Source organism: Mucilaginibacter sp. UYP27 (genome assembly GCF_040547175.1).
GTDB lineage: Bacteria > Bacteroidota > Bacteroidia > Sphingobacteriales > Sphingobacteriaceae > Mucilaginibacter.
Map to the genome: position 1 here is coordinate 541,771 of NZ_JBEPPE010000002.1, position 20,272 is coordinate 562,042.

Consider the following 20,272-nt stretch of genomic DNA (forward strand, 5'->3'; position numbering starts at 1 on the left):
TGTTATTTGTATTGCTGTAGGGTTTCTGTCAGTGTCTTATTTTCATCAGGAGTGCCGATGGTAATGCGCAGGCAGCCTTCGCAGAGCTCTACCTTTGAGCGGTCGCGGATGATGATGCCATGCTGTACCAGAAAATCGTAAACGCCACGTGCATTGATAGTTTTTACCAGGATGAAGTTGGCATCAGACGGGTAAATGTCCAGCACAAAATCAAACTCCTTTAAAGTGAGCACCAGTTTATCGCGTTCCTGCAAAGTTTCTTTGATCCATTCGTTAACCTGAGCTACGTTGCCCAATGCTTCGAGTGCTAATAGCTGCGAAGCTTCGTTAACATTATAAGGCGGCTTCACCTTGTTCATCACCTCGATGATCTCCTCGCTGGCGAAAGCCATACCCACTCGTAAACCTGCCAACCCCCATGCTTTCGAAAGGGTTTGCAACACCACGAGGTTACTGTATTCGGTAAGTTCTTGTATAAATGTTTTTTGGCGACTGTAATTGATATAAGCCTCATCAATCACAACGATGCCGTTAAAATTGGCCAGCAGGGTTTCGATGTCATCCCGGTTGATGGAATTACCCGTCGGGTTATTTGGCGAGCAAATGAAAATTAGTTTGGTGTTTTTATCGATAGCTTCGGCAATGCCTTCAAGGTCTAACTGGTATTCTTCGGTAAGTAATACCTTTTTAGCCTCAACATCATTGATGTTGGCCGATACCTGGTACATGCCGTAAGTTGGCGGTACGATGACCACGTTGTCAACCCCCGGGTTACAAAAACTGCGGAATAGGATATCGATAGCCTCATCACTGCCGTTGCCCAAAAATATGTTACGCACCGGTAACCCTTTAATAGCACTTAAACGCAGCTTTACTTGGTGCTGCATTGGGTCGGGGTAACGGTTATAGGCATTGCTAAGCGGCGAGCCGAAAGCGTTTTCGTTGGCATCCAAAAACACACTTGCCTCACCGGTGTACTCATCACGCGCGGACGAGTATGGGGTTAGGTTTTTGATGTTTTCGCGTAGTATGTTGTTTAACTCGAACATTGTATTCTCTTTAATTCTGTCCGTCATTGCTTCGTACCTTGCAATGACGCGCTTTTTAATATTTATTTATTCATCCTCACACTCACCGCATTCCTGTGCGCGTGCAGGCCTTCCATTTCGGCCAGTATCTCTACAGATGGACCTATGTTTTGGATGCCTTCTTCTGTCAAAAACTGGAAGGTTATTTTCTTCACAAACGAATCTACCGATACACCCGAATACGCCCTTGCGTAACTGCTGGTTGGAAGTGTGTGGTTGGTGCCGGATGCATAATCGCCGGCACTTTCCGGGGTTAAATTCCCAAGGAAAACAGAGCCGGCATTAATGATCTTTGGCGTTAATTCTTTCCACTTTTCGGTCGCCAAAATTAAGTGCTCGGGGGCGTATTCATTACTAAAATCCATCGCCTCATCCAGGTTTTGGGTGATGATGATGTAGGAGTTATCCAACGCCTGTTTAGCGATCTCGGCACGTGGTAAAACGGCCAGTTGTTTCTGCACTTCGGCCAAGGTTCTATCGGCAATATCCTGCGAGGTGCACACCAATATCGACTGGCTGTCTATCCCATGCTCCGCTTGTGCCAGCAGATCGGCTGCTACATAGGCCGGTTTAGCAGTTCTATCGGCAATAACCAATACTTCTGACGGTCCTGCAGGCATGTCTATTGCGGTTGTGGTAGTGCTTTGTATAATGGTTTTGGCCTTTGTTACAAACTGGTTACCCGGCCCAAATATCTTATCTACCTTAGTGATAGTTTCGGTACCGTAAGCCATGGCCGCTATAGCCTGCGAGCCACCTGCAAGATATACCTTTTCGATACCCAACATCAATGCGACGTAAGCTATAAAGGCGTTAACCTTACCGTTTTTTTGCGGCGGCGAGCAAACCACAATTTCCCTGCAACCCGCTATTCGTGCCGGGATACCCAACATCAAAAACGTGGATGGTAAAACAGCCGTGCCGCCGGGGATGTAAAGGCCAACTTTTTCAATAGCCCTTAACTCGCGCCAGCAGGTTACACCCGGCATCGTTTCCACCTTGTCCTCGGGTTTTATTTGTGCTTTGTGGAATTTATAAATATTGGAATAAGCCACCTGTAATGCTTCCTGCTGGTCTTCAGTAACTGCCGCTGCCAGTTCTTCCAGTTCGGCTTTGTCCAGGTAAAGTTTGGTCAGGTCAACCTTATCAAACTGGCTGGCGTAGTCAATAAGTGCGCCATCGCCGTTTTGCTTAACTTGTTCTATAACCCCCTCCACCAAAGTGCGGATCTCGTTGGCAGGGTCAACATTACGTTGAACCAGGCGGGCGATATCTATTTTACGTAAGTCAGAATAATTGAATGTCTCCATTTCAGTTTGCAGTTATAAGTTGGCAGTTGGCAATGAGCTTTTTGAACTAACTGCAAACCGGCAACTGTCTACTTATAATATTATCTTCTCTATTGGCATTACTACAATACCTTGCGCGCCGGCTTGTTTAAGCTGGCTTATGCGGTCCCAAAAATCACGCTCGGGTATAACGGTGTGTACCGCAACCCAATCAGCCTCGGCCAGCGGCACTACCGACGGGCTTTTTACACCAGGCAACAATGCGATAACCGCGTCAAGATTTTTGCGCTCTACATTCAGTACTACATACTTGGTTTCCTTTGCACGCAATACCGATTGGATGCGCTGGATCAGTTCCTTGATCAGATCTTCATTTTCGCTGCCTTTTTGGCCTATCAATACCGCCTCGCTGCTCATCACATCCGCAAATGGAACAAGTCCGTTGCTTTTTAATGTGCCACCTGTAGATACCAGGTCACAAATAGCATCACTTAAACCTAAACCCGGCGAGATCTCTACCGAACCCGATATAGTGCGGATATCTGACGTAATACCTTGCTCTTTTAGGTATTTACCGAGAATGACAGGGTAGGTGGTAGCGATAGCCTTGCCGTTAAGCTGATCTAAAGCGGTGATACTGTTGTTGTTTGGCACAGCTATTTTTAACGAGCATTTACCAAAGCCAAGCTTTTGCAGGTAGCTAACTTCCACCTCAGTTTCCCGTATTACGTTTTCGCCAACTATGCCCAGGTCGGCAATGCCGTCTTGTACATATTCGGGGATGTCATCATCCCGCAGGAAAAGGATATCTAACGGGAAGTTTGATACGGGGGAGATGAGCGAGCTCTTGTAATTTTCGAAATTAAGGCCGCAATTTTTTAATAATTCAACGGATTTTTCGTTGAGTCGACCCGATTTTTGGATCGCTATTTTTAATGTTTTCACAAATTGATTTTTAGGAAATGAATATAAACGGAGGACGATATTTCGCGTAGAAACATATATTATCTGATCACCACATGGTGGTGATGGTGCAGATGTAAATGATATGTGTTAAGTCCGTTCATTTTTTTGTATTGCTGCTATGGGTTAGCGATGCAAATATATAGCCTATTTTATTAAATCAAAATTTTATATGAAATTGATTATCAAAAATATAATTTTAAGTGCGGTTTTTTATAAGAATGGCAATATGTATAAGTGCTTATGTAATTTTGTCTGGACTTTAATTTGTTGAATTAAAAAATTTACAGAAACAAAATTTATCAATTCAAATTCGCAAATTCGATTAATTTGGGTTCAGACTATCATACTCATAAATAGCACCCTCTTCAAACTGCTTAATTACCTTTAGTTTTTTTACCTTTTGGATGTCTTTTATATTAATGAGTTCCGGGTTCTCAAGGTTGTTGAACCAGATGAGATAAAAGCGTTTTATCTTGTAGAATTTCTCCACATCCTTTTTAAAGAATTTGTGCGGAACGAGGTATGATGACATCCCGGAGAAAAAGTAAACCGCCTCATGCGCATCCGAGTAGATTCCCACATTAGGAGCGAACATGCCTTTGTCTATCGTTTTCAAATATTTGGCAAATTCCGAGTCCATCCAGTCGTTATCGGTGTAGCCGGGATTGCCGTATTCGTCGGCTATCTGGTCATTATAACGCTGCTTATCTACCAGGAAGATCTTGGTGATATAACCCAGCATCAACAGTATAAATATAGTGGCAACGGCTATGCGGATACGCTTATCCATAATACGTTTAAGGAGCAAGAGCCCCCAACTGGTGTAACCCCATAAAGCGGGTATGTACATAGGGGCCAACAAGCGCGGGTTGATCCGCTCGTACCGCGAAAAGGTGGACGACAGCACAATAAACAACCCGTAAACCAGCGCGAAGGTGATAGCAATATTCTCAAAACTATCTAATTTGCGGCGGGTAAAGTTAAAGGCCAGCGCAACTATAAATCCAACCAAAATAACTATCCCCAGCGGCAAGGCAAAAATGGTGTACATATTGGGCGTCATGCCCATCCATTCGCAAAACACGCTGCCAAAATAGTACAGGTTTTGGCTGAAGGAAGTGATCGAAGGTTCCCTCGGGCCGGTTACCGTGCCGGTATGTAAGGCGTTAAAGGTAAGATTAGCAACCAATAAAGAGATACAAACAACGCCATATATTAAAATATGACCTAGCTTTTTCTTTATCGGTAGTTTCCTGTCCAATAATAACAATAAGCCGCCTGTGCCTACAATGGTTACGGCGGCATATCGGGTTACACATGCCACTGCGGCAATCCCGGCAGCAAATATCAGCCATTTGCCCGCGTGGGTAAGCAGATACTTGCGGAACACAATGATAAACAGTAGCACTTCCAAAATAAAAAGTGTCTCCGACCATAGGTAGGAGTACACCTGCAGCAAGCCGGGGTTTAAAATGATGGCGGCCAGCACCAGCCATTTATATATATGCGATGATGGTTCAAAGCGCGACATGATCCGCCCGCTGGTGAATATCAGCGTGGCAAACATAAACATGTTAAGCACCGCCCCATATGCAACGGGGTCTGTCTGGCTTACAAAGCTGATGACGCCTAAAAACAGCGGGTAAAATACCGGGAAATCAACAATAGGGATGTTATTGAACGTATGCAATGTACCATGGGCAACAAAACTACGGGCGGCACTGGTGTACATGATAGAATCGGGCGAAATGCCTATGCCGCTATAACTGGTAAACAGGTATATGGCATAAAATGCTATCGCGGCGAACAGCAGCGTGTCGTAATTTTTTAATTTGTCGGGTATCTGCATTAATATCTTTTACTGTTTGTCGGCAGGTTCCAAATTTTGGATCCACCTGTTTAATAGGGCCTCGGGGCTTTCCATGCCAACGTCGTCCATCAATTCGGCAAAGTAAGCACAAATACGCGTTTTATCGTCTGCATCAAGTTCGGCATAAAAACCATTAAAGCGCGATAACCCCAGCTTTACATCCTCCACAAACTTCTTCTGTGATGGTCCGTTGTTCAACGTTCTTACAAAGTCATCAGCAGCAACGTTTAAGATGTTATTTAGTTTGGATTGCAGCTCGGGCTTAGACAAACCGCGGTAATTGATCTAACCGGTTTCGGGTTTAAGCTTGGCCTTTATCTTAAATTGCTGTAGCTGCTGTTTGGCCTGGTAATTTTCATCCTGTGCCGATGCTGTGGCAGATACAAAAGCTACAACCATCAATACGATAAAAGATATTTTCTTCATGGATATTATGCTATCTGATCCAAAATAGTGCTTATTGGCTGGTCGCTATCTATTAAAATGCCTTTTACGCCGGCAGCTGTGCCTGCTTCCACGTCACGTTCGCGGTCGCCAATAAAATATGACTGTGATGGGTCAACGTTATATTTTGATATACCCTGTAAAAGCAGGCCCGGTTTTGGTTTGCGGCAATCACAGTCGCCGGTAAAGTTGGGGTGGTGGGGGCAATAAAAAAAGTCGGTTATTTCCACACCGTGTTCCTGGTAAACCTGTTTTAAGTGGGCGTGCATTTTGCTAAGTTCGGTTTCATCGTACCAGCCTTTGGCAAGGCCGCCCTGGTTGGTGGCTACCAGCAGCATGTACCCGCGGTTTTGCAATTTTTTAAGCGCGTCAAAGTTATCCAGCACGTGGAAGTCTTCGAGCTTACAAACGTAATCGCCCATTTCTCGGTTCAAAACCCCGTCCCTGTCTAAAAATACTGCTTTAATTTTATCGGCCATGTTATATTAGTTATTAAAGTTCCTTATTTTCCTGTTCCCTCCAAGGGGATTTTTTTAAGCCCTCTCCTTCGGGGAGGGTTTGGGTGGGGCTTTTTCGGCAAAATTAGATTATTATGTTTATTTGCTATGTGTGCATATTAAATAAACGTTAAGAATTATTAAATTCATACATAAAGTATATGATTATTGTCGACTTAATAATTGAATTGCAAAAAAACGCCATTGTTTTGATAAATTTAAAAAAATAAGCATCTATTTTATAAAAATATGAAAATTTGGTAATTTCGTTATTACCCGCGTCACTAATAAGCGGATAAAATAATGGATCAAACAGATGGCAACCAGCAGGGCCTATACAGGTCGGAATTTGAGCATGATTCCTGCGGAACAGGGTTTATAACACATATAAACGGTCATAAATCGCACAGTATTGTTAGCGATGCACTCACCATGTTAGAGAATATGGAGCACCGCGGTGCATGCGGCTGCGACCCCGAAAGTGGCGATGGCGCAGGCATCCTCATTCAGCTTCCACACGAGTTTTTGATGGAAGAATGCTCTGACCTGGAGATAAGTTTGCCGGAACCGGGCGAGTACGGCGTGGGCATGTTATTCTTCCCTAAAGAGCCTGCTTTAAAAAAGGCAAGCCGCAAAATAATTGCTGCCGCGATAGAAAAACTGGGCTTTACTTTACTGGGTTACCGTAAGCTGAATGTTGACTCATCTGTAATAGGCGAAACTGCCCGCCAGGCCGAGCCGGACAGCGAACAATTGTTTGTTGCGCGCCCCCGCGCCGTTACCAATGCCGAAGATTTTGAGCGTAAATTATACGTATTACGCCGCTATATAAATAAAACCGTTACTGAAACTATCCCGGCAGCAGCCGAGCATTTTTACTTTACCTCGTTCTCGTGTAAAACTATTATTTACAAAGGGCAGGTAACCACTTACCAACTGCGTAAGTACTTCCCGGACCTGGCCGATCCCCGCGTTACGTCGGGCCTGGCTTTGATCCACTCGCGTTTCTCAACCAATACTTTCCCGTCGTGGAAATTGGCGCAACCGTTCCGCTTAATTGCGCACAACGGCGAGATCAACACCTTAACCGGTAACCTTAACTGGTTCTATTCGGGTGTAAAATCTTTCGCATCGGCCTATTTTACTAACGAGGAAATGGAGATGCTTTTACCGGTTATTGATAACAACCAATCGGATAGCGCCTGTTTAGATAACATTATCGAGATCCTGCTGCACACGGGCCGCTCATTACCGCACGTGATGATGATGCTGATACCCGAGGCTTGGGACGGCAACGAACAGATGGACCCGGTTAAAAAGGCGTTCTACGAGTACCATGCTACCTTGATGGAGCCATGGGATGGGCCGGCTGCTATCAGCTTTACCGATGGTAAACTGGTTGGTGCCTTGCTTGACCGTAACGGCCTGCGCCCGCTTCGTTTTGTGATCACCAATGATGGCCGCGTTATAGCAGCATCAGAGGCCGGTACGTTAAAGATCGACGAAAGCACGGTTATCCGCAAAGGTCGCCTGCAACCGGGTAAAATGTTGCTGATAGATACCGAAAAAGGCAAAATCATCACCGACGAAGAAATTAAGAGAGAAATAAGCGGCCAACAGCCTTATGGCACTTGGTTAGATAATTATAAGATCCGTTTGGGCGAACTGCCCGAGCCTCGTTTATCATTCGCCAGCCTTAGCGCCGATGCCGTTTACCGCTACCAGCAGGTGTTTGGTTACAGCCGCGAAGATATCGATACCATCATCAAACCAATGGCTTTAGATGGTAAAGAACCAATCGGCTCTATGGGTACAGATGTGCCGTTGGCGATATTGTCTGATAAACCTCAGCACCTTTCCAGTTACTTTAAACAGTTTTTTGCCCAGGTTACCAACCCGCCGATAGATCCTATCCGCGAGCGTTTGGTAATGAGTTTGGCTACCTTTATAGGGAACAATGGTAACTTGCTTGACGAGGATAAAATGCACTGCCATTGTGTAGTGCTTAACCACCCCATCTTAAAAAATCACCAGTTAGAGAAACTGCGGTCGATAGATACCGGGATGTTCCACGCTAAAACGCTGCAAACGTATTACAATGCGGATGGTAATGCCGGGTCGATGCAAAAAGGTATTGCCAGGCTTTGCCGCTATGCCGAAGATGCTGTTGATGATGGCTTTGAGGTATTGATATTGAGCGACCGTGCGATCGATTCCGAACACGCGCCTATCCCGATGCTTTTAGCGGTATCTGCCGTGCATCACCACCTGATCAAAAAAGGCCGCCGTGGCGCCGTAGGTATCGTAGCCGAAACCGGCGACGTTTGGGAAGTACACCACTTTGCTACTTTGCTGGCATTCGGTGCTACGGCCATCAACCCGTACCTGGCACTGTCAACCATAGAAACTTTAAAGAATAATGGCCAGTTAGAAACCAGCCTTGATATCAAAACGCTTAACAAAAACTATGTAAAATCGGTTAACGATGGCTTGCTGAAGATCTTTTCTAAAATGGGGATCTCTACGTTGCAATCATACCACGGTTCGCAGGTGTTCGAGATCTTGGGATTGAACAAAGAGGTTGTTGATCATTACTTTACCGGCGCGGTTACGCGTATAGAAGGTTTAGGGTTAGACGAAATAGCTAAGGAATCTCTTTGCAAACATAAAATTGGCTTTAACAGCCCTAAAACAGATAACCATTTATTACCCGAGGGTGGTATTTACCAGTGGAAACGCCGTGGCGAAGCCCACTTGTTTAACCCAACCACGGTACACTTACTGCAACATGCAACCCGCAGCAACAGCTATACTGTATATAAGAATTATGCTGCCGCGATAAATGAGCAGTCAGATAAGCATTACACCATCCGTGGTTTGCTTGATTTTGCCCATCACCGCGAGGCCATCAGCATTGACGAGGTTGAACCGATAGAAAACATCATGACCCGCTTTGCAACAGGCGCCATGTCGTTTGGGTCTATCTCGCACGAGGCACACAGCACGATGGCAATTGCCATGAACCGCATTGGCGGCAAAAGCAATACCGGCGAAGGTGGCGAAGACGAGATGCGCTACGAGAAAATGGCTAACGGCGATTCGATGCGCTCGGCTATTAAACAAGTCGCGTCGGCACGTTTTGGGGTGACCTCAAATTACCTGACCAATGCCGATGAGTTACAGATAAAAATGGCGCAAGGCGCAAAGCCGGGCGAAGGTGGGCAATTGCCGGGCCACAAGGTTGACGACTGGATAGCTAAAACACGCCACTCTACACCGGGTGTAGGTTTGATATCGCCGCCACCACACCACGATATTTACTCTATCGAGGATCTGGCACAATTAATTTTCGATCTTAAGAACGCCAACCGTGCCGCACGTATCAACGTTAAGCTGGTATCAAAAGCAGGGGTAGGCACAATAGCAGCGGGTGTTGCAAAAGCACACGCGGATGTTATTTTAATAGCCGGGTATGACGGCGGTACAGGTGCATCACCAATAAGCTCGGTTAAACATGCCGGCCTACCGTGGGAACTTGGCCTTGCCGAAGCACACCAGACGCTGGTACGTAATAAACTGCGCAGCCGCGTGGTGTTACAAACAGATGGTCAATTGAAGACAGGCCGTGATTTGGCTATCGCCACGTTAATGGGTGCAGAGGAGTGGGGTGTTGCAACCGCTGCCCTTGTTGCCGGTGGCTGTATCATGATGCGTAAATGCCATTTAAACACTTGCCCGGTTGGTGTTGCCACGCAAGACCCTGAACTGAGAAAATTATTCAGCGGTAGCCCGGATCACGTCGTAAACCTGTTCCGCTTTATGGCCGAGGAGTTGCGCGAGATTATGGCCGAGCTTGGTTTCCGTACCATTAACGAAATGGTTGGCCGCGTACAGTTCCTGAAGGTTAAAGAAAACTTAAAAAGCTGGAAAGCCAAAACAATCAACCTGTCGGCTATACTGCACCCGGTTACCGTGAGCAAAGGCAGCACCCTTTACAATAGCGAGAAACAAGACCACGGGATGGACGAGATCATCGACTGGGAATTGTTGAAAGCAGCTAAAGCAGCATTAGAAGATAAAACACCGGTGTTCGCTACGTTTGATGTGATCAACGTAAACCGTACCATTGGCACGCTATTATCAAACGAAATTTCCAAACGGTATGGTTCTGCAGGCTTGCCCGACAATACAATCAACTATAAATTTAAAGGGTCGGCAGGGCAAAGCTTTGGTGCTTTCGCTGCAAAAGGGATTTCATTTGAGCTGGAAGGCGAAGCGAATGACTATGTAGGTAAAGGCCTTTCGGGCGCCCAATTAGCTATCTATCCATCTGCAAACGCGACTTTTAAACCTGAAGATAACATCCTGATAGGTAACGTTGCCCTTTATGGCGCAACAAGCGGCGAGTTGTATGTAAGAGGTATGGCCGGCGAACGTTTCGCGGTGCGTAACTCGGGCGCCACAACAGTTGTTGAGGGTATTGGCGACCATGGTTGCGAATATATGACCGGCGGCCGTGCACTTATCCTGGGTGAAACCGGAAGGAACTTCGCGGCAGGTATGAGCGGCGGTTTAGCATGGATCTATAACCCTAACGGCACCTTTGCAGAAAACTGCAATACCGAAATGGTTGACCTTGATCCGCTATCCTTAAAAGACGAGGAGCAGATAACTACCTTGCTGAAGAAACACGTTAGTTTAACCGGCAGCAAGCTGGCGCAAAGCATCCTTAAGAACTGGGGTAAGGCATCAACGCAGTTCGTAAAAGTATTCCCTAAAGAGTACAAAAAAGTGTTAGAAAAATTAGAATATCAAACCGTAAGCTAAATATCATAATGGGAAAAGTTACAGGATTTCAGGAATTTAACAGGGAGCTTCCCCAAAAAACGCCTGTTGTTGAGAGGGTAAAAAACTATAATGAGTTTGTTGGTTTGTATTCTGATGAAAAACTAAACCAGCAATCGGCACGCTGTATGAACTGCGGCATCCCGTTTTGCCACTCGGGTTGCCCGCTTGGTAATGTTATCCCCGAGTTTAACGATGCCGTGTACCGCAAAAACTGGGACGAAGCGTACCAGATCTTATCATCGACAAATAATTTCCCGGAGTTTACCGGCCGTATTTGCCCCGCACCTTGCGAATCGGCATGTGTACTTGGCATTAACAAACCACCGGTGGCTATTGAGGAAATTGAAAAACATATCATAGAGGTTGCCTACTCTAAAAACATGGTTAAACCCGTTGCCCCGTTAATTAAAACAGGCAAAAAGGTAGCTGTGATAGGTTCAGGCCCTGCAGGTTTGGCTGCAGCCGCGCAATTGAGCAAAGCAGGCCATGCCGTTACTGTTTTTGAACGTGACGACCGCCCGGGTGGTTTATTACGTTACGGTATCCCCGATTTTAAACTGGAGAAATGGGTGATTGACCGCCGCATCCAGATCATGGAAGAGGATGGCATTGAATTTAAATGCAACGCCGAAGTAGGCAAAAACGTTGCTGCCGACGAGGTGTTGCGTAACCATCACGCGGTTGTATTAGCGGGTGGTTCAACCATCCCTCGAAACTTACCTATCCCCGGCCGCGAGTTTAAAGGCGTTTACTTCGCCATGGACTTTTTGAAACAACAAAACAAACGCGTAAGCAGCATAGCTGTTGAAGTGGAAGATATTTTTGCTACAGATAAAGATGTGGTTGTGATAGGTGGTGGCGATACAGGCAGCGATTGCGTGGGTACATCAAACCGCCAGGGCGCACGGTCGGTAAGGCAGTTTGAGGTGATGATACAGCCACCGGAGCAGCGCACAGCGCACATGCCTTGGCCAACTTACCCAATGGTGTTAAAGACCACCAGTTCGCACGAGGAAGGTGTTGAGCGTTCATGGGGCATCAACACTAAAGAGTTTTTAGGCGACGCTGACGGCAACCTAAGGGCACTTAAAGTGACCGATGTAAGCTGGGAGATAGATGTAATGGGCCGCCCCATCAAATTTAACGAGGTGGAAGGCAGCGAGCGAGAGATCCCTTGCCAGCGCGTATTCCTGGCTATGGGTTTTGTGAACCCGCAGTTTGAAGGTACGCTTGAGCAATTAGGCGTCGAGCTGGATGAGCGTAAGAATGTTAAAGCTAAAGAAGGTGTTTACCGAACCAACATAAGCAAAGTATTTGCAGCAGGTGACATGCGCCGCGGCCAATCGTTAGTTGTATGGGCAATATCTGAAGGCCGCGAGGCTGCCCGCAAGGTAGATGAATTTTTAATGGGCCACTCTAACCTGGAGAGTAAAGACGCCGTAAACCAATTTGACCAGGTATTTTATTAAGAATAAATCAGTAAGTCAGTTATAAACCCGGGCCCTTGTCAGTTAATTCTGCAAGGGCTTTTTTGTGGCGCAAAAGTCATTGCGAGGTACGAAGCAATCTCTTTAGGATAGTTACGCCGCCCGTTTAAGCGTCCACGCTTAAATGAAGCAGATAAGGAGCGTCCAAGCTCTCGAAAATTAAAAGTAGATAAGTGTGGACGCTAATTATACAAAAAACGAAAGCGTGGACGCTTGCCTTGGCGTAATGAAACTAATGATAAAGATGGATGAGTTATTTATATTCTACGAAAATACCTTCAATCTCTTTTTGAGCATCATTAAACACCGAAACGATTTTAGTGAAATCGCTACTTAAATGAGACGCGCTTAATTTATGATTTTTCCAAATAATGGTAATTGGGGTTTCTACTTCAACAAGACAATCCCAAAGCGCATCAAGATTTTCTCCATAATATTCAGGAAAATTAAAGAGTCTTTTTGTGGATTTATGAAAGTCACTTATGCTTTTTATGTAAGCACCATCGATAGTTACTGTTCTCATACTATTTCTCTGTCGGGTTTTTCTTTCCTGCCGAGAGCATTTCTACCATTTTAACAATACGGTTTGCGCGGGTTTGTTCCAGTTTGGCACTCAGAATCCAAACCAAATATTCCTTACGGTGCGACCATGCCAGCTTATCATACAAGGCCATCGCGGCAGGCTCGTGGGCCAAGGCTTGGTGCAGGTAGGGCGGTAGGGTAATCAATTTTTTATCTACGTCGATGTAGGCAGAATAATCGTTTTCGTTACGGATGGATTCCTTGCTGGCACCCGAATGTTTAACCAGATGCTCGGGGCGGAAACGGAGGGTGGTCCACACATTATTGATGGCTGCAGATGCCACCGGGCGCAGGCCGTAGGGTTTTGCTACCTCCCAACCGCTCATCATTTCCAAGTCGCTGTCGATACCGGAATTTTTCTTGGGGTAGATAACCCATAAAACCGTTTCGTCCTTTAAAAGTGGCTGCAAATCGGCTAAAGCAGTAGCCAGCTCGGCGCTGTTCTTTACAAAAACCTGTATGCCGTTATGGGTCCCTTCAACAGTAAATGAAAGTTTTACGCCATCCGGCAGGGGCTCAAGTGTAGCCAGGTAATCTTCGGGCGCATTCATGATCAGCCAGTGCTGGCCGGGTTTAATAAGCAGTTTCTTAGCGAGAGGGCTCATGTGGGCTAGGCTATTTCAGGTTCAATTTAGCAAAGAAATCCCACAAAACAATACCCGCTGATACGACAATGTTGAACGAATGCTTAGTGCCAAATTGGGGGATCTCGATACAGGCATCAATGTTTTGCATTACTTCGTCGCTTACACCGTTTACTTCATTACCGAAGATAAGCGCATACTTTTCGTTTGGGGCAGGGGCAAAAGTATTGAGCATGATACTGTTTTCTGCCTGTTCAATAGCAATTATCTTATAACCATCTGCACGCAGGGTTTCAACAGCTTGCAGGGGTGTTTCAAAATACGTCCAATTGATGGATTGCGTAGCGCCCAGGGCAGTTTTTTCAATTTCGCGGTGAGGTGGCTGGGCGGTTATGCCACAAAGGCAAACCTGCTCCACCGCAAACCCGTCAGATGTACGGAAAATGGAGCCGATATTATGCATACTGCGCACGTTATCCAGCACCACAGCCACAGGTAATTTATCCTGGGCTTTAAATTCATCTACGGTAGCACGGTTTAATTCGTCGAGTTTTAGTTTGCGCATAATATTGAATAGTAAACCGCGAAATTACGATTTTACTACTTCATTCAATATACCCACGCCATCGCCAATTAGTGAAGCATAAACAGAAGGTGAGTAACCGATTTTGTTGGTGTAATATTCGGTCACTTCTTCGCTAAACTTATCAAAGGCTTCTTTTTTTACCAATGCAATGGCACAACCACCGAAGCCTGCACCCGTCATCCGTGCACCGGCAACATCGGGGTTGGTTTTGGCGTAGTCTACAACAGTATCCAGTTCCACGCCGCTTACCTCGTAAAGATCGCGCAGGGATTGGTGCGATGCGTACATCAGCCGGCCAAACTCAGCAAGGTTATTATTGCTTAGTGCTTTCGCGGCCAGTTTTACGCGGTCGTTCTCTTCCACCACGTGTTTGGCGCGGCCTTGTACGGTGGCATCCGTTATCAGGTGTTTATACTTTTCGAAGGTTTCGCTGTCAATATCGCAAAGGTGATTAATGTCCAGTTGCTGCTTTAAGGCGGCAAGGGCGGTTTGGCATTCCTGCACGCGCTCGTTGTATTTAGATTCGGCCAGTTTACGGGGTTTATTTGTGTTGATGATAGCCAGCAAGTAATCGCCAAGGTTACTGTCAACCGCCTGGTAATCCAGCGTGTCGCAGTTTAGCATAAGGGCTTTGTCCTTTTCGCCAAAGGCAACGGCAAACTGGTCCATAATGCCGCAGTTTACACCGATGAATTTATTCTCTACAGATTGCGAAAGCTTCACCAAATCTAACCGACTGTAGTCGGACGCGAACAGGTCATTTAGCGCGAAAGCAGTAACCACTTCTATAGATGCCGACGAGGAAAGCCCCGAGCCAATGGGGATATCGCCATAAAACAACATATCTAGTCCTTGCAGTTTTTTGCCATCATTTAAAAAATGGGCTATTACGCCAACAGGGTAGTTGTACCAAAATTCACCATTTTTTTTATGGTCGCCATTTAGCGGTACTTCGGCTTGTTCGCTAAAATTGAGGCTTTTAAAACGGAACACATTTTCGTTATTGGGAGATACCAACAAGTAAGAACCGAAAGTGATAGCACACGGCATAACCAAGCCACCATTATAGTCAATATGCTCGCCAATAAGGTTTACCCGGCCGGGCGAAAAATAAGTTTCGGTTGCTTCTTTACCGTATTGCCTAACAAATTCTTGTTTCAGGTCAGCTCTCATAAATTGGTTTTATAGTTGGGGAAACAAATATTGTAAATTATACAGTTATTCCGTAACGATAAGCAAAAGTTTTTTTATCTCTATAATTTGCTTGCTAAACCAAACTTGCGGTTATTTGTTAAATAACCCATAAATAAACACATTAGAGCATGAATCAATATCTTGTTACCGGCTACGATCATACAGACGAAGGCGCGCTTGAACGCCGCATGAACATCCGCCCGCACCACCTTGATGGCGCCAAAAGTTTAAAAGAAAGCGGTAATTATGTTTTGGGCGGAGCGATATTGAACGATGAGGGCAAAATGATAGGTTCGGTAATGGTGCTGCAATTTGAAACCGATGAGCAACTGGAGGCTTGGAAACAAAGCGAACCATACATCACCCAAAAGATATGGGAAACGGTGGATGTAAAACCGTTTAAAGTGGCAACCGTTGGATAAGGTGAAGAGTTAAAGTCAAAAGTTTAAAGTCAAAAGTTAGAAGTCAGAAGCAAAAAGCTTAAAGTTGTTTTGCGGTTTAGGCAAGGCTCAATAACCTATCTTTTAACTTTTGACTAAATTTTCCCTTCATATTCCCAATTGCCGGTGGAGTTTCTTTTGTAGATCACAGTCTGGTTGGTGCCTTCGGCTTTAAAGTTAAATTCAAATGTTTGTTCGGACGGGTCATCTGGCAGGAATTGTTCTATGATGCTATCGGCAACTAAACGTGCCGTATCTTCCTTGGGTTGCTGCTCGATTTTAGCTTGCAGAGTGGCTTGATAATCTGCAAAGGCGGCAAAGACGGGCGCGTTGCCATTAAATTCGCGTGCGGCATTAAAAGCGGCTTCTTCGGCTTGTTGGCGGTATTCTTCCATTGCCTGTAGTAAGCTATCAGCCGCTATTTCTGGTGTGCCATCTGCAGCATGCGAATAATAACTGTTCAATATTTCCTCTTTGCTTTTCATCGGCACAAAAATACGTATTAACAAAAAAGGATGCTGATTAATTTCAGCATCCTTTTTTATTAATATTCAAATAGATTATCCGACCGGTGGCGAAATGCCGTCCAATTCGTCAATGCCCTCTGCATCTAAGACCAGGTTGGCTGTTTTCATATTTTCTTCTAAGTGGGCTACGCTTGATGTACCGGGTATCAGCAGGATGTTTTTAGAATGATTTAATAACCAGCTTAAAGCCACCTGGTGTACAGTTGCGCCATGTTTTTCGGCCACTGCCTGCAGTTTTTCCTGTGCAGCCACATTGCCCGCATTTAACGGAAACCATGGAATGAAAGCGATATCATTATCCTCGCAAAAGTTAAGTACACCTTCCCATTTGCGGTTGTCTACACTATACATATTTTGTACTGATACCACTTCAAAATAGTCTTGCGCTTTTTTAATATCGTCGATACCAACCTCAGATAAACCAATATGGCGAATCTTACCTTCGGCCTGTGCTTGTTTTAAGAACTCAAAGCTTTGCTCGGCAGGTATATTGGGGTCTATACGGTGCAGCTGGTAAAGATCTATCTGGTCAAGTTTCAGTCGTTTTAAACTGCCGTCTAAAGCTTCTTTCAAATGCGCCGGACTTGAATTTACGGGCCATTGGTCGGGCCCGGTGCGTAGCAAACCGCCTTTTGTGCCAATTATAAGATCGGCAGGGTACGGATATAAAGCTTCTGCTATCAATTCTTCAGAAATATGGGGGCCGTAGCTATCTGCTGTGTCTATAAAGTTTACACCAAGCTCTACCGCGCGTTTTACAACACGGATGGCCTCATCATGGTCTTTGGGCGGCCCCCAAATGCCTTTGCCTGTAATGCGCATAGCGCCGTAGCCTATGCGGTTAATCTCAAGATCACCGCCTATGCTAAATGTTTTTGGGAATGTTATTGTTGTTGCGTCACTCATAATGTTAGTTCTTGTGGTAAAATGAATAAACGCTAAGTAAGGCTTATTGTTCGGTGCAGGGGTTCACGGAAGTGTCATATCCAACTTAAAAGCCGGAAACGGTACTTTAATAACAGCGGGCGGGTTAATTATTTATCGCCCCATAATTTAGGGATTGGTTACCCATAATATGAAAATATATTTCGGTTTTACCAGTTTAAAGTGCCAATCTATTTTACAGTATACCTAAATATATAGCGACCGAGGTTTCCGTCGGCATCCATGCCTTCAATAACCGCGCGATAGCTGCCTTTGCTATCCGAATTGAAATATTCGAACGATGTTAAGCCGGTTTTATCCGTTTTTATCTTAGGGCTCCAAAAAATAGTGCTGCGCAGATCGCCACCAAAAGCACCTTGTTTAAGCGGGTCGTATTTTGGCGAATAAAATTCGCGCGGAATGCTATACCCCTGTGCGTTATAACTTAGTAAGTTGCCTTTGGGAAGCATTTCCTGCAATTGCGCAAAGGTTATTTTTGATTTCTCTATTTTGCGGGTGATGATAGAGATAATACCATCAGACATGTAATTGCGGTTTATATTGCTCAATCCATCAGATTTAAACACCTCTATGGTTTCTACATCGTCACCACGGTAGCCGTTAAGTGTTTGGTAATCTACCGGGCTGCCATTCAAAAATACCTGCATAGGTTGCTTATTTTGATTGGAAATGTTTTTGGTGAAGAAGAGTTGGTTGTTCTCGGCGGTTACGCCTAACAGCATTGCAGGTAAACATATATAAAGGTTAGGGCAATCTTTAAACCTTGCGCCGGTAAGCTGCTGATCGGCCATTACAGGCAGAGCAGATAGCGTACCATAATCATTATGGGTTGGCTTTTTTACCAATGAGGTAGAGCGGATGGTAACTTCTTTTAAAATGTGCAGGTTTTCATACTGGCGTTTGCTGTTTAGCATCAATGGCTTGTAAGCGCTATCAATGTTAGTTACCTCATCTAAAGCGTTCACGTTTTTTGTTGCGGGTTGATAGCTGTCGCCATTTACCGATATCATTAGGTTTTTACTGTTAGGGTTGTTGCGCGCGCTTATAATTACCTGTGCCGAATCAGGAAAGGCTAACTTAGGGAACCTGAAATTACCCGACATATCGGCAACTGTTTCGGCAAAATAATTTTTAGCCGGGATCTGGATGCGCAGGTTGCCTTTAGAAATTGGCATCCCCGTGTTATTACGTAAGATTCCGTTAACCTCAAGGCCCTGTTGCTCTGGCGTTAGGTAAACCTGCGGGAATTTGCCGGTTATGATGTTACGATAGGAGATGCGGCGGTAACCTTGGGTAAGCATCAATATATCGAGGTTGGCATCTACGTTAGGGTCTTTACTTACAAAATAATAGTTCGGTTTTTCGATGTAGCCTTTAATTTCTGAGGTAAGCAAAAGGTTGCTCATAATAGTGGTTTCGCTTTCTTCGTCAACCGGCACTTTGGTTTCATCAGTAACAGCTACTGAAAACTCACCCTCTACAGGTGTTGCATTGTTTTTTGCTGATACCGCAAACTTTACTCTTTGCCTTACTGAAAACGCCTTACGATCTGGCGTTATAGTCAGGTTAAGCATGTCGTTACGTTTGATGAAAACAATACGTTCGGCAAGTGCAATGCCCCGTTCGCTGAACAAAGTAAGCTGTAAGAGCCCTGTAGGGAACTTGCTTTTTGGGATAGCCGCGCTGTACGTTGCTGTTTGTAAAGCTGTTTGTGCTGCAAAATAGATTGCCCCACCGCTTTGTGCTGCTACGTAATATATTTTGCCCTCGTTTGCCTTAAAGTAAGGGTCGTTAGCTGATAGCTTAATGTTTATATTATCGGGATCGTTGCTATATACAGACAGTGTAATGCCGGCCGGTTTTATACGCGGAATATCATACGCTGTGGTTACCCCATCGGCGAAGGTGATATTGGCTTTATAGGTTTTACCATCTTCGGGCATTAGCGCAAAAACACCCATGCCCAGGTGCGCAGTTTCTAAATTAGTAACCACTGTACCGGTATTATCAGTAATTGTACCTTTAATATTTACGCCAAATCCATCTGTATTAATGGCTTTAAACGCAACTTTTGAGCGTACGCCCAAGGTAAGCTCACCCCCCTCGGGGAAAAACTGCACGTCGCGGTCAGCACTTGCTGCCGTTAACGGGAATTTGTTAAGTGTTTCTTTTTTATTGGCAAGTTCTATATTGGTTGTTAAGGTGGCGTTCTTTAAAGCGGCAGCAGATGTTTCGGTAAGTACCACATTCAATACACCGTTAGCATCGGTAGTACCCTTGCCTTTGCTCAGCTCATCGCCGGTGGGGTTGGTTATAGTCCAGTTTACTTTTTTGTTGGCTAATGCCTCGCCGGGCTGTTTGTAAATAATTGCCGCGCTAACTTTGGGCTGGCCTGCTACACGGTTAAATGAAATGCTGGTATTAACCTGGGCTTGTATAGCATTGCCAATAGCAATATTTTTATTGTAGTAATAATCTGTTTCAAAGTTGCGCATCCAGGCGGTGTAGGCCCTTAAATGGTAGTTGCCTTGTTTATAAACATCTGGCGATAGGATGATGTTGCCATGCGCCACACCATTTACCACGGGCAATTTAACCAGTTTCATGATAGAATCCTGCCCGGCGATATCTATATATACAATATTACTGAGGTTTGATGGCTGGTGGTTGTCGAGCGTTACATAGGCTTTAAACCAAATGGTATCGCCCGCGGCGTAATAAGGTTTATCTAAATGCAGGTAAACTTTTTCTATAGGGAAGTTGGTAATATAGTTGGCCGTTTTGGTAATAATGGTACTAAGGGCAACGGTATCACGTTGGGCAAAGGCGGGGGCAAATAAACAGGTGGCCAGCAATATGGTCAGCGCAATTTTTTTCAGGCTCATTATAATAATTAAAGTAGCGTGGCTAATATAAACATTTAGC

17 protein-coding genes are annotated in these 20,272 nt (G+C 45.1%); 3 read left to right on the forward strand and 14 right to left on the reverse strand.

Going from position 1 to position 20,272, the window contains the following annotated elements; genetic code table 11:
• Positions 1-2: 2 nt before the first annotated feature.
• The 7 genes from hisC to ABIB39_RS10375 all read right to left on the reverse strand — a co-directional run bounded on the left by hisC (position 3) and on the right by ABIB39_RS10375 (position 6,136).
• Positions 3-1,049 carry a histidinol-phosphate transaminase gene (gene hisC, locus ABIB39_RS10345; protein WP_354429660.1) on the reverse strand — a complete coding sequence of 349 codons (1,047 nt, stop codon included), beginning with the start codon at positions 1,047-1,049 and terminating at the stop codon, positions 3-5.
• Between the two features lie 62 nt (positions 1,050-1,111).
• Positions 1,112-2,398 (reverse strand): histidinol dehydrogenase, encoded by a 1,287-nt coding sequence (gene hisD, locus ABIB39_RS10350; RefSeq protein ID WP_354429662.1) that lies wholly within the window; start codon positions 2,396-2,398, stop codon positions 1,112-1,114.
• Positions 2,399-2,470: 72 nt separating this feature from the next.
• On the reverse strand, positions 2,471-3,322 hold the full coding sequence (gene hisG / locus ABIB39_RS10355) for an ATP phosphoribosyltransferase (protein WP_354429664.1): 852 nt from the start codon (positions 3,320-3,322) through the stop codon (positions 2,471-2,473).
• 343 nt (positions 3,323-3,665) lie between these two features.
• Positions 3,666-5,192, reverse strand: a complete 1,527-nt coding sequence (locus ABIB39_RS10360; protein WP_354429665.1) for a hypothetical protein — start codon at positions 5,190-5,192, stop codon at positions 3,666-3,668.
• A gap of 9 nt (positions 5,193-5,201) precedes the next feature.
• Positions 5,202-5,483 (reverse strand): DUF4844 domain-containing protein, encoded by a 282-nt coding sequence (locus ABIB39_RS10365; protein WP_354429667.1) that lies wholly within the window; start codon positions 5,481-5,483, stop codon positions 5,202-5,204.
• Positions 5,484-5,498: 15 nt separating this feature from the next.
• On the reverse strand, positions 5,499-5,639 hold the full coding sequence (locus tag ABIB39_RS10370; protein ID WP_354429669.1) for a hypothetical protein: 141 nt from the start codon (positions 5,637-5,639) through the stop codon (positions 5,499-5,501).
• 5 nt (positions 5,640-5,644) lie between these two features.
• Positions 5,645-6,136: a D-glycero-alpha-D-manno-heptose-1,7-bisphosphate 7-phosphatase gene (locus ABIB39_RS10375; protein WP_354429671.1), complete on the reverse strand. Its 492-nt coding sequence runs from the start codon at positions 6,134-6,136 to the stop codon at positions 5,645-5,647.
• Positions 6,137-6,457: 321 nt separating this feature from the next.
• Between ABIB39_RS10375 and gltB the strand changes: the two genes are divergently transcribed.
• Both gltB and ABIB39_RS10385 read left to right on the forward strand, forming a co-directional pair.
• Positions 6,458-10,981 carry a glutamate synthase large subunit gene (gene gltB, locus ABIB39_RS10380; RefSeq protein ID WP_354429673.1) on the forward strand — a complete coding sequence of 1,508 codons (4,524 nt, stop codon included), beginning with the start codon at positions 6,458-6,460 and terminating at the stop codon, positions 10,979-10,981.
• A gap of 8 nt (positions 10,982-10,989) precedes the next feature.
• A complete protein-coding gene (locus ABIB39_RS10385; protein ID WP_354429674.1) occupies positions 10,990-12,471 on the forward strand; it encodes a glutamate synthase subunit beta in 1,482 nt (493 codons plus the stop codon).
• Between the two features lie 271 nt (positions 12,472-12,742).
• Here ABIB39_RS10385 and ABIB39_RS10390 read toward each other — a convergent pair whose 3' ends face one another.
• Genes ABIB39_RS10390 through ABIB39_RS10405 form a run of 4 tightly spaced genes read right to left on the reverse strand, consistent with a single transcriptional unit; the run spans position 12,743 to position 15,414 of the window.
• A complete protein-coding gene (locus ABIB39_RS10390; RefSeq protein WP_354429676.1) occupies positions 12,743-13,012 on the reverse strand; it encodes a barstar family protein in 270 nt (89 codons plus the stop codon).
• 1 nt (position 13,013) lies between these two features.
• On the reverse strand, positions 13,014-13,676 hold the full coding sequence (locus ABIB39_RS10395; protein WP_354429678.1) for a YdeI/OmpD-associated family protein: 663 nt from the start codon (positions 13,674-13,676) through the stop codon (positions 13,014-13,016).
• 10 nt (positions 13,677-13,686) lie between these two features.
• Entirely contained in the window at positions 13,687-14,220 is a 534-nt protein-coding gene (locus ABIB39_RS10400) for an RNA methyltransferase (RefSeq protein ID WP_354429681.1), read from the reverse strand.
• Between the two features lie 24 nt (positions 14,221-14,244).
• On the reverse strand, positions 14,245-15,414 hold the full coding sequence (locus ABIB39_RS10405; RefSeq protein WP_354429684.1) for a galactokinase: 1,170 nt from the start codon (positions 15,412-15,414) through the stop codon (positions 14,245-14,247).
• 149 nt (positions 15,415-15,563) lie between these two features.
• Here ABIB39_RS10405 and ABIB39_RS10410 point away from each other — a divergent pair, with 149 nt between their 5' ends.
• Complete coding sequence (locus ABIB39_RS10410; RefSeq protein ID WP_354429686.1) at positions 15,564-15,857, forward strand: YciI family protein; 294 nt, start codon at positions 15,564-15,566, stop codon at positions 15,855-15,857.
• Positions 15,858-15,970: 113 nt separating this feature from the next.
• Here ABIB39_RS10410 and ABIB39_RS10415 read toward each other — a convergent pair whose 3' ends face one another.
• The 3 genes from ABIB39_RS10415 to ABIB39_RS10425 all read right to left on the reverse strand — a co-directional run bounded on the left by ABIB39_RS10415 (position 15,971) and on the right by ABIB39_RS10425 (position 20,232).
• Complete coding sequence (locus tag ABIB39_RS10415) at positions 15,971-16,360, reverse strand: hypothetical protein (protein ID WP_354429688.1); 390 nt, start codon at positions 16,358-16,360, stop codon at positions 15,971-15,973.
• A gap of 75 nt (positions 16,361-16,435) precedes the next feature.
• Positions 16,436-17,308, reverse strand: a complete 873-nt coding sequence (locus tag ABIB39_RS10420; protein ID WP_354429690.1) for an aldo/keto reductase — start codon at positions 17,306-17,308, stop codon at positions 16,436-16,438.
• A 209-nt stretch (positions 17,309-17,517) separates the two neighbouring features.
• Positions 17,518-20,232, reverse strand: a complete 2,715-nt coding sequence (locus ABIB39_RS10425; protein ID WP_354429691.1) for a carboxypeptidase regulatory-like domain-containing protein — start codon at positions 20,230-20,232, stop codon at positions 17,518-17,520.
• Positions 20,233-20,272 lie beyond the last annotated feature (40 nt).

What these genes read in the sequence shown, in the direction of transcription:
- hisC (WP_354429660.1), bottom strand. Translation starts at nt 1,049, where the DNA reads ATGTTCGAGTTAAACAACATACTACGCGAAAACATCAAAAACCTAACC.
- hisD (WP_354429662.1), bottom strand. Translation starts at nt 2,398, where the DNA reads ATGGAGACATTCAATTATTCTGACTTACGTAAAATAGATATCGCCCGC.
- ABIB39_RS10360 (WP_354429665.1), bottom strand. Translation starts at nt 5,192, where the DNA reads ATGCAGATACCCGACAAATTAAAAAATTACGACACGCTGCTGTTCGCC.
- ABIB39_RS10370 (WP_354429669.1), bottom strand. Translation starts at nt 5,639, where the DNA reads ATGAAGAAAATATCTTTTATCGTATTGATGGTTGTAGCTTTTGTATCT.
- ABIB39_RS10375 (WP_354429671.1), bottom strand. Translation starts at nt 6,136, where the DNA reads ATGGCCGATAAAATTAAAGCAGTATTTTTAGACAGGGACGGGGTTTTG.
- gltB (WP_354429673.1), top strand. Translation starts at nt 6,458, where the DNA reads ATGGATCAAACAGATGGCAACCAGCAGGGCCTATACAGGTCGGAATTT.
- ABIB39_RS10385 (WP_354429674.1), top strand. Translation starts at nt 10,990, where the DNA reads ATGGGAAAAGTTACAGGATTTCAGGAATTTAACAGGGAGCTTCCCCAA.
- ABIB39_RS10390 (WP_354429676.1), bottom strand. Translation starts at nt 13,012, where the DNA reads ATGAGAACAGTAACTATCGATGGTGCTTACATAAAAAGCATAAGTGAC.
- ABIB39_RS10395 (WP_354429678.1), bottom strand. Translation starts at nt 13,676, where the DNA reads ATGAGCCCTCTCGCTAAGAAACTGCTTATTAAACCCGGCCAGCACTGG.
- ABIB39_RS10400 (WP_354429681.1), bottom strand. Translation starts at nt 14,220, where the DNA reads ATGCGCAAACTAAAACTCGACGAATTAAACCGTGCTACCGTAGATGAA.
- ABIB39_RS10405 (WP_354429684.1), bottom strand. Translation starts at nt 15,414, where the DNA reads ATGAGAGCTGACCTGAAACAAGAATTTGTTAGGCAATACGGTAAAGAA.
- ABIB39_RS10410 (WP_354429686.1), top strand. Translation starts at nt 15,564, where the DNA reads ATGAATCAATATCTTGTTACCGGCTACGATCATACAGACGAAGGCGCG.
- ABIB39_RS10415 (WP_354429688.1), bottom strand. Translation starts at nt 16,360, where the DNA reads ATGAAAAGCAAAGAGGAAATATTGAACAGTTATTATTCGCATGCTGCA.
- ABIB39_RS10420 (WP_354429690.1), bottom strand. Translation starts at nt 17,308, where the DNA reads ATGAGTGACGCAACAACAATAACATTCCCAAAAACATTTAGCATAGGC.
- ABIB39_RS10425 (WP_354429691.1), bottom strand. Translation starts at nt 20,232, where the DNA reads ATGAGCCTGAAAAAAATTGCGCTGACCATATTGCTGGCCACCTGTTTA.